Here is a 13,532-nt window from a genome sequence, read left to right on the forward strand (position 1 = left end):
CCGGCCGTCGGTTCAGTGCGTCAGGCGTTCAGCCAGGTATCGGTGACCGCCCGGCGCGCCGACTCCAGGTCCACGGCGGCCCCCGTCCCGCCCAGCGCGGAACCGAGCGCGGCGAGCGAGGAGTGCACCACGCCCTGGGTGGCATCGGGACCGTAGTGGTTGATACGGATCATCTCCTTGGCCAGCGCCCCGCCGCCCGCGATCAGCGGCAGCGTCGGATCGGCGGCCAGCGCCTTCGCGACCAGCTCCGAGGCGTCAACACCGGCTGGGGAGCGGAGAGTTGTGGCGACGGGCGCGGCGTCGGCGGCTTCGTACACATACGGCTCAAGACCGCCGCCCAGCGCGAGAGCACCCGCACGGGTCGCCGCGGCGGCCCGCGCGTGACGGGCCGTCACCGCGTCCAGGCCCTCGGCCTCGATCCGCTCGATGCACGCCTCCAGCGCCAGCATCTCCAGCTGCGCGGGAGCGTGCGGCAGCGCCTTGCGGCCGCCGTCGATCCAGCGCGCCTTCCAGTCCAGGAGGGAGAGGTACGAGCGGCGGGGCGCGGCCGGGTTCGCCGCGAACCGCGCCCAGGCGCGCTCGCTCACGGACACCGCCGAGACGCCGGCGGGCCCGCCCATCGCCTTCTGCGCGCCGATGACGCACATGTCGACACCCCAGGCGTCCGGCAGCACCGGCTCGGCGCCGATCGACGCCACCGCGTCCAGGTAGAAGAGGGCCCCGTGCTCGCGCACGACCTCACCGATCTCCGCGACCGGGTTGGTGTTGCCGGTGGCCGCCTCCGCGTGCACCAGCGAGACGAAGTCGATCTCCGGGTGCTCGGCGAGGGCCTCTCGGACCTGGGCGGCGGTGACCGCGGTGTGGAAGGGCACCGCCAGGTCGACCACGGTGACCCCGCAGTCGCGCAGCCAGTCGCCGAAGGTCTGTCCGTACGGTCCTGTGATCACATTGAGGGCGGTCGATCCCGGCACGGCGCCGGAGCGGATGCAGCCCTCCAGCGGGAGCAGGGCCTCGCCCTGCATGATCACGACGTCCTGCTCGGTGGAGAGCAGGGAGGCGACGCGGCGCTCGATGCCCGCGAAGTGCGCGGCGGTGAGCGGGGCGAGGTCGAGGAAGGGGTGCGTCACGGTCGTGCTCTCTTCGCGAGTTCGTTCGGGCTGCCGCAACGAGGGTACCTACGGCGTTCTAGGGTCGGCACATGAGCGATCACGCGGTGCTGCATGTGAAGGGGCGGGTGCTGGCCGGACCCGAGGACGTACGGGACGAGCTGTGGGTGGTCGGCGGGCGGATCACGTACGAGCGCCCGGCCGCCGAGGCCGCCGTCGTCGAGGGCTGGGTGCTGCCCGGACTGGTCGACGCGCACTGCCATGTGGGGCTCGGACCGCACGGCGCGGTCGACGAGGCGACGAGCGAGAAGCAGGCGCTGACGGACCGCGACCTGGGGACGCTGCTGCTGCGGGACGCGGGATCGCCGTCCGACACCCGCTGGACGGACGCCAGGGAGGACCTCCCCAAGATCATCCGCGCGGGCCGGCACATCGCCCGTACCCGCCGCTACATCCGGGGATTCGCCCACGAGATCGAGCCCGGGGACCTGACCGCCTACGTCGCCAGGGAGGCACGCAGGGGCGACGGCTGGGTCAAGCTGGTCGGCGACTGGATCGACCGCTCCACGGGCGACCTGTCCGCCTGCTGGCCGCGCGGCGCACTCGACGAGGCCATCGCGGAGGCGCACCGCCTCGGCGCCAGGGTCACGGCCCACTGCTTCGCGGAGGACTCGCTCCGCGACCTCGTCGAGGCGGGCATCGACTGCATCGAGCACGCCACGGGCCTCACCGAGGACACCATCCCGCTCTTCGCCGAGCGCGGCGTCGCGATCGTCCCGACCCTGGTCAACATCGCCACCTTCCCGAACCTCGCCGCGGGCGGCGACGAGAAGTACCCGCGCTGGTCGGCCCATATGCGCGACCTGCACGCGCGCCGCTACGACACGGTGCGGGCGGCCTACGACGCGGGCGTCCCGCTCTTCGTGGGTACGGACGCGGGCGGCACCCTCCCGCACGGCCTGGTCGCGGCCGAGGTGGCGGAGCTGGTGAAGGCGGGCATCCCGACGCTGGACGCCCTGTCGGCGACGGCCTGGGGCGCACGGCGGTGGCTGGGCCGCCCGGGCCTGGAGGAGGGCGCACCCGCGGACCTGGTGGTGTACGAAACGGACCCGCGCCAGGACCACCGGGTCCTGGCGGCCCCACGCTGCGTCATCCTGAACGGCCGAGTGGTCGGCTGACAGGACCAGCTCACGCCACCCCCGGCTGCACCTCCGCCGCGGGCCGCCCCACGACCAGCGAGTCGCCCTCGACAAATCCCTCAGGCCGCCCACGAAGGACATCGACCAGCCGCGACCGCCACAGCGTCACACGCTCGGCCCCGTCCGCGGCCAGGTCATGGAGCTCCTGAGGATCAGCCACCAGATCGAAGAGCTGCTCACGCCCACCCCCCGAGAACCACACATACTTCTCGCGCCCGTCGGTGAGCCACTGCATCGACTCCCCGAACAGGGTGTGCTCGCCGTGCAGATAAGGCCGCCAGTCCGCAACGTCCTCCCCGCGGGCCAGCGGCAGGACACTGCGCCCGTCGAGCCCGTCCGGCACCGCGAGCCCCGCGCACTCCAGCAGCGTCGGCATCACATCGCGCAGCTCGACGACCTCCGACGGGGCGCTTCCGCGCGGGAGTTCGCCCGGCGGCCCCGCCAGGATCAGAGGGACGCGCGCCGAGCCCTCGTACGGATACGCCTTGCGCCAGAGCCCGTGCTCGCCCAGCATCTCGCCGTGGTCGGACGTGAAGCAGATCCAGGTGTCCTCGCCCAGCCCGAACTCCCCCAGTGCCGCGACGAACCGCTGGATCTGCTGGTCGATGTGGGACATGTGCCCGTAGTAGCCGGCCCGCGCCCGCTGCACCGTACCGGCGTCGTACGAGGCCAAGTTGGCGTCGGCCCGCGAGTCGTCGCGCCACCCCTCCAGGGCGTCCGCCCAGTCCCCGCGCACCGGCTCGTACTGCGGCGCCCCCGCGTACTGCTCGAAGGCCCAGCGCGGCGGGTCGTACGGCGGATGCGGCCGGTGGAACGACAGGTGCAGCAGAAACGGAGCCGTAGGATCCCGGCGATACAGGAAGTCGATCGCCTCGCTCACCACCCAGTTGGTGGGGTGCAGCCGCTCCGCCCGGTCCCACGGCCGCGCCACGACGCTGTTGCAGTCGAGCCCGTTGTCCGCGTAGTCGGAGCCCGGCACCTCGCCCGGCTGGCGCTCCAGCCATGCCAGGTAGTCGTCGTGGAAGCGCGGATCGCGGCCGCGCTCACGGGCGAAGTGCAGATAGCCGTCGTGCAGCGTCACCTCGTCGAAGCCGAGCCGGTTGCGCTCGGGGTACGTGTGCAGCTTGCCGATGGCCCGCGTCTGGTAGCCGTGGCGCCCGAACTCCCCGGCCAGCGTGGTCGGGTACTCCCACGGCACCCCGTCCCGGTAGCCGGTACGCCCGTGCGACTCCTGCGCGAGACCGGTGTGCAGCGCGGCCCGCGCGGGGATGCAGGACGGCACCGCGGAGTAGGCCCGGTCGAACCGCGCCCCGCGGCCCGCGAGCTGGTCCAGGTACGGGGTGCGTACGACGGGATGCCCGGCCCCGGAGAGACAGTCGCCGCGCCACTGGTCGACACAGATCAGCACGACATTGCGGGGCGATGCGGACACCGGGCGCTCCTAGGGCAGTTGTACGGTTCCCGGCATGATCGCAGGTGGCGCCGGGCGCCGAGAGGTGGTGCCGGTGTTGACCGGAGCGTGACGCGGAGCCGGTGCGTTTCGTTACACCTCCTCGCGCCTGCTCCGGCATACGTGTGAAACAGGAGGCCCACAGGAACGCACGTGCCGAAAGATTCGAATATCAGCGCGGAAACCCCCCTTTGGGGTGAACTCACGCCAGGTTGCTGTTCATTCACTCTCAGTGCGTAAAGATTCCCGTGTCTCAGTCACCGATCGGCGCCCGTGATGTCCCCCATCGGCGGGCGCCCGGTGGCTTCATGTCTCTTGTGGGGGTTCCACCGCCTTGAACAGCAACACCTTCCGCATGCCCGCACGCCGTCGCGCAGCCGCCGCTCTGGTGGCCGCCGCACTGACCACCGGCCCCGCGGTCCTGCTCGCCGCCGCCCCCGCGCACGCCACGGACGGCGGCGGAAAGGCGAGTGCCGTCGTGCTCCGTACCGGACTCGACGTCTCGCTGCTCAACAAGACCGTCGACGTACCGCTGAACGTCACCCTGAACGACGTCCGGGCACCGGCGAGTGCCGAGAAGACCGCGCTGACCGTGAAGCTGGACAGCGTCGACCGCAACAGGCCGTTCAGCATCCTGCGCGCCGATGTGGCCACCGCGAAGGCCACGGTCGACGCGCACAAGGCCGAGGGGTACGTGAACCTGGCGCACGCCAAGATCCACCTCCCCGGCCTTCCGCTGCTCTCCCTGGTCGAGGTCCAGCAGGTCACCTCCAAGGCGGTCTGCGAGGCGGGCAAGCGCCCGTACGCCGACTCCAACCTCCTGGGCCATGTGACGGTGCTCGGCAAGAAGGTCACCGTCTCCACCGGCGGTACGACGCGGATCGCGGTCCCCGCGGTGGGCGAGGTCACCCTCGACCTGTCCAAGACGCACACCACCTCGCGCACGGCGGCCGCGACCGCACTGCAGCTGAGAGTGTCGGTCAACCCGCTGAACCTCAACGTCGCCGAAGTGACCGGTGACATCACCCTCGCCGAGGCGAAGTGCGAGTCGCCCAAGGCGCCCGCCACACACGAGGGGGGCAGCACCGGCGGCAGCGGCGGTGGTGTGAAGGAGCAGACGGCCAAGGACCCGGTCGCGGTCAAGACCGTCGCGAAGGAGCAGAACCTCGCCGAGACCGGCGGCAACTCCATGACCCCGTACATCGCGGGCGGCGCGCTGGCGCTGGTCGTCGCGGGCGGCGGCGCGCTCGTACTGGCCCGCGGCCGCAACCGGCGCTGACACGGACCGAGTTGAGGGCCACCGGGGGCGGGGCGGCCCTCAACTCACCCCATTCACCCACCCACTCGCACGCATGTTCTGAATCCGGGCTTCCACCCTTACGCTCCTGTCCCATGGACACCATCTATGAGCGCATCGGCGGAGCTCCCGCCGTTTCCGCGGTCGTCGACCTCTTCTACGAACGGGTGCTCGGCGACCCGGAGTTGAGCCCCTACTTCACCGGCGCCGACCTAGGGGCGCTCAAGGCGCACCAGCGCGACTTCGTCGGCCAGGCGCTGGGCGCCACCGCTTCGTACGAAGGCCGCGCCATGCGCGAGGCCCACGCACCGCTCGCCGTCCGCGGCGAGGACTTCGACCGGGTCGTCGGCCACCTCGCCGCCGCACTGGCCGAAGCCGGCGTCGACGAGGCCACCATCTCCACGATCGGCGGCGCGCTCGCCCCGCTGAAGTCCGACATCGTCACGGGCTGAGTCACCGGCCGACGAAGACCAGCGCCTGGTCCAGGGCCTGCAGAAAGCGGTTCGTCGTCACCCGGTCGCGTACGGCGAGACGCAGCCACTGCGGCCCGAGCCCGGGAAACGTGTCCCCGCGCCTGGCCGCGAAACCGAGCGTCCGCAGCCGCTCCCGCACCAGATCCGCACGTTCCACCCGTACGAGAACGAATGGCCCCTCGGCCGTCTCCACGGCCTGCACCTCGTCGAACTCCGCGAGCCCGGCCAGGAGATGGGCCCGGTCCGCGGCGATCCGCAGTGCTGCCGCCCCGGCCTCCGCGAGCGCGGCGGGCCCCGAACACGCCTCGGCCGCCGTGAGGGCGGGCGTCGAGACGGGCCACAGCGGCTGCGCCCGCTCCAGGCAGGCGACGGTCTCGGGCTCGGCGAGTACGTAACCGATCCGCAGCCCCGCCAGACCCCAGGTCTTGGTGAGGCTGCGCAGCACGACGAGCCCGGGCACGTCGGTGCGCCCGGCCAGCGCCTCGCGCTCTCCGGGAACCGCGTCCATGAAGGCCTCGTCGACCACCAGCACCCGCCCGGGACGGGCGAGCCGCACCAGATCCTCCGCCGGGTGCAGCACGGACGTCGGATTGGTCGGATTGCCGACCACCACCAGATCCGCGTCCTCGGGAACGGCCGCCGGATCGAGCCGGAACCCGTCCGCCTCGCGCAGCAGCACCCGCCCCACCTCGTGCCCCGCGTCCCGCAGCGCGGCCTCCGGCTCGGTGAACTGCGGATGCACGACGACGGGCCGCCGTACGGCGAGCGCCCGCGCGAGGAGTACGAACGCCTCCGCAGCCCCCGCCGTCAGCAGCACCCGCTCCACCGGCAGCCCGTGCCGCTCCGCGACCGCCGCACGGGCCGCCCGCCCGTCGGGATAAGCGGCCAGCGCGGAGAGCGAGCCCGCGATGCGCTCGCGCAGCCAGTCCGGGGGAGTGCCGGCCCTGACATTGACCGCGAGGTCGGTCAGATCGTGATCCCTGACCTCGGAGTCGCCGTGGTGACGGAGGTCGTGGCCGTCAGTGCGTATGTGCATGGTGGTGATTGTGGTGGCCGTCGTCGTCGGGGTGGAAGTGGGGCTGCTGTGCCAATCCCACCTTGTCCTCGAAGCCGGGGAGCGCGATGCGGTAGACGCAGGTGTCGCAGTTCATCCGGATGTCGCCCTTGACGGCCTCGCGGTAGCGCTCCATGACCAGGTCGAGCAGCTCATCGGTCGCGCCGATGACCCCGGCCGACCGGACCTCGGTGGCCGGATGTGCGCGGTCCCATGCGTCGGTCTGCGTACGCACCCGGTCGGGCAGGATTCCGGTGAAGAGGAAGTACGGCAGCACGACGACCTTCCGCGCGCCCAGCGCCACGCACCGGTCGAGCCCGCTGGGCACGTCGGGCGCGGCGAGCGAGATGAACGCCGTCTCCACGCCCGCGTAACCGCGCCCCTCCCAGAGCAGCCGAGCCGCCTTGTACACCTCGGCGTTGGCGTCGGGGTCGGTCGACCCGCGCCCCACGAGCAGCACGGTCACCTCGGAGCGCTCAAGACCCTCGGTCACCTCGTCGATACGACGCTCCAGTACGGCGAGCAGCCCCGGGTGCGGCCCGAGCGGACGCCCGTAGGTGTACGAGATCCCCGGGTGGCGCTCCTTCTCGCGCGAGAGCGCGGCGGGTATGTCGCCCTTGGCGTGCCCGGCCGACACGAGCATCAGGGGTACGGCGGCGAAGCGTTTGGCGCCCCGCTCGACGAGCTCGGTCACCGCGTCGCCGAGCGGCGGAGGCGAGAGCTCGATGAAGCCGCCTGCGACGGCGATCTCGGGGTGCCTGGCGCCCAGTTCGGCGACGAACGAACGGAAGGCCTCGGCCCCCGCTTCGTCCCGGGTGCCGTGTCCGGCGACGAGCAGTGCGGGCTGGGGGGTGGTCACGCGATCTCCTTGTGGAACAGTGCAAAAATTGCAGACAGTGCAAGTGGGGCGGCGGCCGCGACCGCGGAACCGCCCTTTTCCGTAACGTTGTCGAGGTGGCTCACTTCGCCGCCTCCGTCTGCCAGCGGTAGCCGCGCGGCGTCACCATGCGGCCCGCGATCTCCCGGGCCGCCGTGTTGCCGACGACCACGACCGTCATCATGTCCACCGTCGTCGGGTCCAATGCGCCCAGCGTCGTCAGCCGGCTGCTCTCGTCCACCCGCGAGGCGTTGCGCACGACACCGACCGGTGTCGAAGCGGTCCGGTGCTCCGCGAGGATCCCCAGCGCCTTCGGCAGCTGCCAGTCGCGGCCCCGGCTGCGCGGGTTGTAGAACGTCACGACGATGTCCGCCTCGGCCGCCGCCCGTACCCGCCGCTCGATGACCTCCCACGGCGTGTGCAGATCGGAGAGGCTGATCGAGACGTGGTCGTGCCCCAGCGGTGCGCCCAGGATCGCGGCGGCGGCCAGCGCGGCGGTCACCCCCGGCACCCCCACCACGTCGATGTCGTCGCTCGCCTCGGCCAGCGCGGGCGAGGCCATCGCGTACACCCCCGCGTCCCCGCTCCCGATCAGCGCGACCGCGTGCCCCTTGCGGGCCTCGGCGACCGCGGTACGCGCCCGTTCCTCCTCCGCGCCCAGTCCCGACTCCAGGACGGTCGTCCCAGGCCGCAGCAGATCGCGGATCTGGTCCACGTACTGGTCGAGCCCGACCAGCACCGAAGCCCGCCGCAGCTCCGCCTTCGCCCGCGGCGTCAGCAGATCGCGCGCGCCCGGCCCGAGCCCCACCACGGCCAGCCGGCCGCGCGGCGCCCTGCGCACCACGGCGCAGGTCGCCATCGCGGGCAGCCCGTCCGGGCGGCTCGACTTCCGCTTCGGTACGAGGAGTTCGCCCCCGCCCGCGAGCGCCGCGGCCTCCGCGACGGACGGCGTCCCGACGGCGGCCAGCGGTGCGTCCGACGGGTTGGGCACGTCGATGCGGGCAAGAACCTCGGCCGCGTACGTACGCAACGGAACGCCCAGCCGCGCCGCCGCCCCGACGATCCCGGCCTCCTCCGCCTTCGCGTCCACCGTCGCCAACTCGGCGACGCTCAGCGGCGAAAGCCCCGCACCGGCCAGCGCCTCGCCGACCAGAGCGAGCACCTCGTCCACGGACGCGCCCTTGCTCGCCCCGACCCCCACGACCAGCGAAGGCGGCCTCAACACGGCCTCGCGGGGCCCGAGTTCACCCACCCGGTCGCTCACACTGAGCACAGTCCCGGCTTCCTCCGACACCACCACAGGCAGCGGCGGCAACGGCCACACCGCGTCCGCCCGAAGCGCCACCGGCGCCCCGTCGAGCACGGCCCGCGTGACCGCGGCGACCGCGCCCTCGACCGGCCAGCCCAGCGTGTCGAGCCCCGGGATGTCCCGTGCGTCGGTGGCCGTGGTCACCACCGGCGCACACCCCAGTACGTCGCCGACCTCACCGGCCAGCGCGTTCGCCCCGCCCTCGTGCCCGCCGAGCAGCGACACCGCGAACCGCGAGCCCTCGTCGACACAGACGACCCCCGGGTCGGAGGCCTTCCCCGCGAGCAGCGGCGCGAGGAGCCGCACCACGGCACCCGTGGCGAGGAAGCACACCAGTTGCTCGCACTCCCCGAAGGCCCGCTCCACGGCGTCCCGTACGGGACCTTCGTAGACCCGGGTACGCCCGGGCCAGGCCGCGGCCAGCCGGTCGCGTGCGACGGCGCCCGCCGCCGTGGCGGAGATCAGGCCGATCACAGTAGTGCTCCTTCAACAGCAGTGTCCGTGGGGCGAGTTCCCCACAGAAGAAAGACCGGGTTCGTGGCCGCGAGCCGCGTCACGTCCCCCGGCAGCGGTGCGAGACGCGAGGACTGCAGCAGTACGCCGTCGGTCGCCAACCCGGCGCCCGCCAGAGCCGCCCGCACCTCGGGCACCCGGTCGAGCGCGGCCAGCGCCACCACCACACTCCGCCGGGCCCGCCGCGCGCACGCCGTCACGATGCCGGCCAGTTCACGCCCGCCGCCGCCGATGAACACCGCGTCGGGATCGGCGAGATCCGACAGCACGGTCGGCGCGGCACCGTGCACCGCCTGTACGTACACACCGTGCGCCTCCGCGTTGGCCCGGATCCGCTCCACCCCGTCGGCGGTCTTCTCCACGGCGACCACGGCAGCCCCCAGCCGCGCACACTCCACGGCCACGGAGCCCGACCCTGCGCCGATGTCCCACACCAGATCGCCCAGCCGGGGCCCGAGCCGTGCCAGCGCCAGCGCCCGCACCTCGAACTTGGTGATCATCGAGTCACGGTGCTCGAACTCGGTCTCGTCCAGGGCCCATTGGGCAGGTCCCGCCGCGGGCCCGGCCACGGTCCGCAGCGGCGAAAGCTCCCGCTCCTCGTCCAGACAGAGCACCACGCTCACCGGATCAGGCCACTCGCGCCCCGCCGCCTCCTGCGCGGACATCCGCTCGACGTGCTCCCGCTCCGGATCGCCGAGCGCGGAGGCGACCACCAGGGTGCGCCCGGAGGTCCGGTACGCCAGCGCGGCCGCCAGCTCCGCGGGCCCGGCGCCGGGCCCGGTCAGCACGGCCACCTTCGGATGCGCACGGCACACGTTCACCGCGGTCCGCAGATCACGGCCGTGCGCACTCACCACGACCGCGTCGTCCCAGGGCAGCCCGATGCGGGCGAAGGCGACGGCCACCGACGGCGCGGAGGGCCGTACATCCAGCGCGTCCGTACCGAAGCGCTCGGCCAGCGCCCGTACGATCCCGAAGAATCCGGGATCCCCGGAGGCCAGCACCACCACCCGCGCCCCCTCCACGGCGAGCCGCCCGGCGACCGCGTCGAGGGCGGGTGCCAGCGGCCCGAGCACGATCCGCTCCATCTGCTCCGGCAGCCCGGCCGCCTCCAGATGACGCCGCGCACCCACGACCAGCGTCGCTTCGCCCAGCGCATCGCGGGCGTCGGGGGACAGGGGTGCGCCCGTCCCCGTACCCACGACGATGATCACGAGGAGGCCCTCTCCGCCCGCAGAGCGGCACGCGCCGCCTTGTCGGCCTTACGGAAACCGTGGAAGTGACCCGGGTGGTAGAGGTGCGAACGCGTGCCGGACGCGGCGAGCGCCGGGCCCACCAGGAACAAGGTGTGCTTCCACAGCTTGTGCTCCTTCACGGTCGCTTCCAGCGTCTCGATGGTGCACCGCAGCACGAGCTCCTCGGGCCAGGTCACCTGGTACGCGATGACGACGGGCGTCGACGTCGGATACCCGCCCTCCAGGAGCTCCGCGGTCAGCTGCCCCGACCGTGCCGCCGACAGGAACACCGCCATCGTCGTCCCGTGCCGGGCGAACTCCCGCACTTCCTCGCCCGGCGGCATCGGCGTCTTGCCGCCGCCGAGCCGGGTCAGGATCACGGACTGCGCGACCTCGGGAATCGTCAGCTCGCGCTGGGCGATCGCCGCCACCGCCGAGAACGACGAGACACCCGGCACGATCTCCACGTCGAGCCCGATCCCCGTACACCGGTCGACCTGCTCCTGCGTACCGCCCCACAGCGCCGGATCACCCGAGTGGATACGGGCGACGCGCAGACCGTCCCGCAGAGCGCGCTCGTACACCGCGACGACGTCCTCCAGGGACATCACCGCCGAGTCGAGGATCTCCGCACCCTCCCGCGCGTGGTCGAGGACCTCGGCCTGCACCAGGCTCGCCGCCCAGATGACGACATCGGCCTCGGCGATGGCCCGCGCGGCCCGGAAGGTCAGCAGATCGGCGGCGCCGGGGCCGGCGCCGACAAAGGTCACCTTTCCGCTGGAGGCGGTGACATCGGTCATGGGAGGGGTCCTCTCGGAGACAGGGGCAGGAACGGGTCCCGGACATGCGGGATCGGTGGTCAATGGGCTAGCAAGGGGGCATGGCGGTCTTCGTCGCGCTCGGCGCGTTCCTGATGACGCTGGTCGGCGGCTGGACGGCCCAGCGCGTCACCGACCGGCGCCACTTGGTGCTCGGTCTGGCGGGCGGCCTGATGCTCGGCGTGGTCGGCCTCGACCTGCTGCCCGAGGCGCTGGACGCGGCCGGCCAGGCCGTCTTCGGCGTACCCGCGGCCCTGCTGCTCTTCGTCGGCGGCTTCCTCTTCGCGCACCTGGGGGAGCGCCTGCTCGCCGTACGACGGGCCGCGCATGGCGCGAGCGACGCACGAGCCCCCGAGGTAGGCCTGACCGCGGCCTCCGCGATGGTGATCCACAGCCTGATGGACGGCGTGGCGCTGGGCGCCGCCTTCCAGGTGGGCGGCGGCATGGGCCTGGCCGTGGCGGTCGCGGTGATCACGCACGACTTCGCGGACGGCTTCAACACGTACACACTGACGAGCCTCTACGGAAACGCCCGCAACAAGGCCCTGGCCATGCTCTTCGCCGACGCACTGGCCCCGGTGGTGGGCGCGGCGTCGACGCTTCTGTTCACCCTTCCGGAGCAACTGCTCGGCAGCTATCTCGGCTTCTTCGGCGGCGTACTGCTCTATCTCGCCGCCGCCGAGATCCTCCCCGAGGCGCACCACGACCACCCGGCCCGCTCCACGCTGCTGTGCACGGTCGCGGGAGTGGGCTTCATCTGGCTGGTCGTGGGCATCGCGGGCTGAGGACGACTTCACAGCTTGCCGCCGCGGAGGCCGTCGCGCCTGGCGGGCGCGATGAGGGTGGAGAGATACGGAAGGGACTCGTCGCCCAGCTCGGAGGCCGGCCGGATCGACTCCTCGTCAAGACCGAGCGCGGACCCCCACACGGCGTCCTCGGTACGCCCGGTCTCCCTGAGCGCGGTGGCCACCTCACCGGCGAGCCGCCCGAACTTGTACGCCACCACGGTCCCCGGTCCTTCGAGGGCCTGCTTCAGGACCGCGGCCCCCGCGGTCACCGGGACGAGCGTCAGCGGCTCGGTGCCCTCGGTCAGCACCGCACCGCTGCGCGCGGCGAGATCCTGCATGGCGGTGATGCCGGGCACGGTCTCGACGACCAGACCGGGGGCGGCGACGGTCTGCGCGAGATAGGTGAAGGTCGAATAGACGTTGGGATCGCCGATGGTCGCGAAGGCGACGGTTCCGTACTGCGCCAGCAGCTCCCGCACACGGAGGCCCGCGGCGTCCCAGGCGGCCTCACGGCGACCGCGGTCGGACCGCTCATTGAGCGCGAAGACCACACGCACGACCTTCTCGGGGCCGACGTAGTGGAGGACGGTGGCTTCGGCGCGCCCCATCTCCCCGCCCGTTTTTCCGTCAGACGCAGCCATGACGGGCACGACGACCACATCGGCCGCGCGCAGGGCGTTCACGCCCTTCACGGTCACCAACTCCGGGTCCCCGGGCCCGACTCCGATACCTATGAGCTTGCTCATCCCGCACACCTCTCGACGAATCTCCGTGCGATGCCGGGCTGTGAGGCCCAGTGCGTATGCAGATAGCTCGCATGCACGCCCTGCTGTACGAACCCCTCGACCCTGCGGCTCGGCTGGTGCAGCCCCCACGCGGGGGAGGCGCCGGCGGCGGGCTCGAGGACGGTCCGGTGGAACTCGTGCCCCTGCATCCGGGTGCCGGCGACGGCCAGCGAACTGTCGGACACGGCGACGGCCTCGCGGTACCCGAGCGTGAGCCGCTCGGACATCAGGGCCTCACCGTCGAGGACCCCGCACATCGGCTGCCCGTCGAGGGACCGCGAAAGATAGAGGAGCCCGGCGCACTCGGCGGCGACGGGAGCCCCCGAGAAGGCGAGCTCGGCAACGGCTTTGCGCAGCGGCTCATTGGCGGAGAGCTCCGGCGCGTACACCTCGGGAAAGCCGCCGCCGATGACCAACCCCCGGGTGCCTTCGGGCAGTTGCTCGTCCCGAAGCGGATCGAAGGTCACGACGTCGGCCCCGGCGGCGGAGAGCAACTCCACATGCTCGGCATACGAAAAGGTGAACGCAGCCCCACCCGCAACAGCGACAACGGGCCGCTGTTCAGCTGATACCGCGGCGAAACCAAGCCCCTCCGGCGGTTGAGGAGCGGGGGTCTGGGGGCGGAGCC

General features: G+C 72.4%; 12 protein-coding genes and 1 pseudogene. 4 read left to right on the plus strand and 9 right to left on the minus strand.

Annotation, left to right across the window (positions count from 1 at the left end):
• Window positions 1-20 precede the first annotated feature (20 nt).
• Complete coding sequence (locus tag J0695_RS13280) at window positions 21-1,127, minus strand: pyridoxal-phosphate-dependent aminotransferase family protein (RefSeq protein ID WP_206962206.1); 1,107 nt, start codon at window positions 1,125-1,127, stop codon at window positions 21-23.
• 71 nt (window positions 1,128-1,198) lie between these two features.
• Here J0695_RS13280 and J0695_RS13285 point away from each other — a divergent pair, with 71 nt between their 5' ends.
• Window positions 1,199-2,284, plus strand: a complete 1,086-nt coding sequence (locus tag J0695_RS13285) for an amidohydrolase family protein (RefSeq protein ID WP_206962207.1) — start codon at window positions 1,199-1,201, stop codon at window positions 2,282-2,284.
• Between the two features lie 10 nt (window positions 2,285-2,294).
• On the opposite strand, the gene J0695_RS13290 is transcribed toward J0695_RS13285, so the two are convergent.
• Window positions 2,295-3,737, minus strand: a complete 1,443-nt coding sequence (locus tag J0695_RS13290) for an arylsulfatase (RefSeq protein ID WP_206962208.1) — start codon at window positions 3,735-3,737, stop codon at window positions 2,295-2,297.
• A 352-nt stretch (window positions 3,738-4,089) separates the two neighbouring features.
• Here J0695_RS13290 and J0695_RS13295 point away from each other — a divergent pair, with 352 nt between their 5' ends.
• Both J0695_RS13295 and J0695_RS13300 read left to right on the plus strand, forming a co-directional pair.
• On the plus strand, window positions 4,090-5,034 hold the full coding sequence (locus J0695_RS13295) for an SCO1860 family LAETG-anchored protein (RefSeq protein WP_206962209.1): 945 nt from the start codon (window positions 4,090-4,092) through the stop codon (window positions 5,032-5,034).
• Between the two features lie 113 nt (window positions 5,035-5,147).
• Window positions 5,148-5,504, plus strand: a complete 357-nt coding sequence (locus tag J0695_RS13300) for a group I truncated hemoglobin (RefSeq protein ID WP_206962210.1) — start codon at window positions 5,148-5,150, stop codon at window positions 5,502-5,504.
• Window position 5,505: 1 nt separating this feature from the next.
• On the opposite strand, the gene cobC is transcribed toward J0695_RS13300, so the two are convergent.
• The 5 genes from cobC to cobM form a co-directional block, all read right to left on the minus strand.
• Complete coding sequence (gene cobC / locus J0695_RS13305; RefSeq protein ID WP_206962211.1) at window positions 5,506-6,561, minus strand: Rv2231c family histidinol phosphate aminotransferase CobC; 1,056 nt, start codon at window positions 6,559-6,561, stop codon at window positions 5,506-5,508.
• A complete protein-coding gene (locus tag J0695_RS13310; protein ID WP_206962212.1) occupies window positions 6,545-7,438 on the minus strand; it encodes a sirohydrochlorin chelatase in 894 nt (297 codons plus the stop codon). Before J0695_RS13310 ends, cobC begins: the two co-directional genes overlap by 17 nt.
• A gap of 100 nt (window positions 7,439-7,538) precedes the next feature.
• Window positions 7,539-9,239: a precorrin-3B C(17)-methyltransferase gene (cobJ, locus tag J0695_RS13315; RefSeq protein WP_206962213.1), complete on the minus strand. Its 1,701-nt coding sequence runs from the start codon at window positions 9,237-9,239 to the stop codon at window positions 7,539-7,541.
• Entirely contained in the window at window positions 9,236-10,492 is a 1,257-nt protein-coding gene (gene cbiE / locus J0695_RS13320) for a precorrin-6y C5,15-methyltransferase (decarboxylating) subunit CbiE (protein WP_206962214.1), read from the minus strand. The genes cobJ and cbiE overlap by 4 nt, the downstream gene beginning before the upstream one ends.
• Window positions 10,489-11,313: a precorrin-4 C(11)-methyltransferase gene (gene cobM / locus J0695_RS13325; protein WP_206962215.1), complete on the minus strand. Its 825-nt coding sequence runs from the start codon at window positions 11,311-11,313 to the stop codon at window positions 10,489-10,491. The genes cbiE and cobM overlap by 4 nt, the downstream gene beginning before the upstream one ends.
• A gap of 80 nt (window positions 11,314-11,393) precedes the next feature.
• On the opposite strand from cobM, the gene J0695_RS13330 reads away from it, so the two are divergent.
• The gene (locus J0695_RS13330) at window positions 11,394-12,116 is read left to right on the plus strand and encodes a ZIP family metal transporter (RefSeq protein ID WP_206962216.1); all 723 of its coding nucleotides are present in this window, start codon (window positions 11,394-11,396) and stop codon (window positions 12,114-12,116) included.
• Between the two features lie 8 nt (window positions 12,117-12,124).
• On the opposite strand, the gene cobI is transcribed toward J0695_RS13330, so the two are convergent.
• Both cobI and J0695_RS13340 read right to left on the minus strand, forming a co-directional pair.
• The gene (cobI, locus tag J0695_RS13335; RefSeq protein WP_206962217.1) at window positions 12,125-12,865 is read right to left on the minus strand and encodes a precorrin-2 C(20)-methyltransferase; all 741 of its coding nucleotides are present in this window, start codon (window positions 12,863-12,865) and stop codon (window positions 12,125-12,127) included.
• Window positions 12,862-13,532, minus strand: a pseudogene (locus J0695_RS13340) (cobyrinate a,c-diamide synthase); the annotation flags it as partial. The pseudogene J0695_RS13340 and the gene cobI, both read right to left, overlap by 4 nt.

Origin of the sequence: Streptomyces beijiangensis (assembly GCF_017315755.1) — a bacterium.
Lineage (GTDB): Bacteria > Actinomycetota > Actinomycetes > Streptomycetales > Streptomycetaceae > Streptomyces > Streptomyces beijiangensis.

Coding starts and splice junctions, on each gene's coding strand:
- J0695_RS13285 (WP_206962207.1), top strand. CDS start 1,199: ATGAGCGATCACGCGGTGCTGCATGTGAAGGGGCGGGTGCTGGCCGGA.
- J0695_RS13300 (WP_206962210.1), top strand. CDS start 5,148: ATGGACACCATCTATGAGCGCATCGGCGGAGCTCCCGCCGTTTCCGCG.
- cobC (WP_206962211.1), bottom strand. CDS start 6,561: ATGCACATACGCACTGACGGCCACGACCTCCGTCACCACGGCGACTCC.
- cobM (WP_206962215.1), bottom strand. CDS start 11,313: ATGACCGATGTCACCGCCTCCAGCGGAAAGGTGACCTTTGTCGGCGCC.
- J0695_RS13330 (WP_206962216.1), top strand. CDS start 11,394: ATGGCGGTCTTCGTCGCGCTCGGCGCGTTCCTGATGACGCTGGTCGGC.
- cobI (WP_206962217.1), bottom strand. CDS start 12,865: ATGAGCAAGCTCATAGGTATCGGAGTCGGGCCCGGGGACCCGGAGTTG.